Raw genomic sequence first — 433 nt, 5'->3', positions numbered from 1 at the left:
ACGTCAAAAGTGTGATACTGGGACCGACTACCGCAACGTTCCAGCTCACCTCGCCCATGGCGCAGCTTCCGGTGGTCGTAGACAAGATCGTTATCTTCGGTCGTCAAGTACTTAGTACTACTATTCCGAATCTGCCTATAGCCACCCACACAGACCTTGGTGCTGTGATTGTCGGCCAGACGCTGACTGTGGACAATACAGGCTTGATCAACGTTGCGCCGAGCGCATTTCCCGTGACCTCGGTCAACGGAAAGACGGGTGACGTTGAGCTGAAGATCGGAGACATTCCGGATGCGGCACGCGTCGCGGCCACTGGTGATTACAACGACCTGATCAATAAGCCGGTTCCGTACTCACTGCCCGTTGCCAACACCACGACGCTTGGTGGTGTTAAGGCCTCGACAAATGGCCACATCACGATCGCTTCGGACGG

The 433-nt window shown here is 55.7% G+C and carries 1 protein-coding gene; it reads left to right on the top strand.

Annotation, left to right across the window (positions count from 1 at the left end):
- Positions 1 to 56 precede the first annotated feature (56 nt).
- Positions 57 to 433: hypothetical protein (locus tag AC1RPQ_RS07950; RefSeq protein ID WP_481762255.1), on the top strand; the 377-nt coding region annotated here is incomplete at its 3' end.

The sequence above is a fragment of the Dellaglioa sp. CoH-57-MRSF-21 genome, from assembly GCF_056781915.1.
This window is presented reverse-complemented; position numbering and strand designations above follow the sequence as displayed.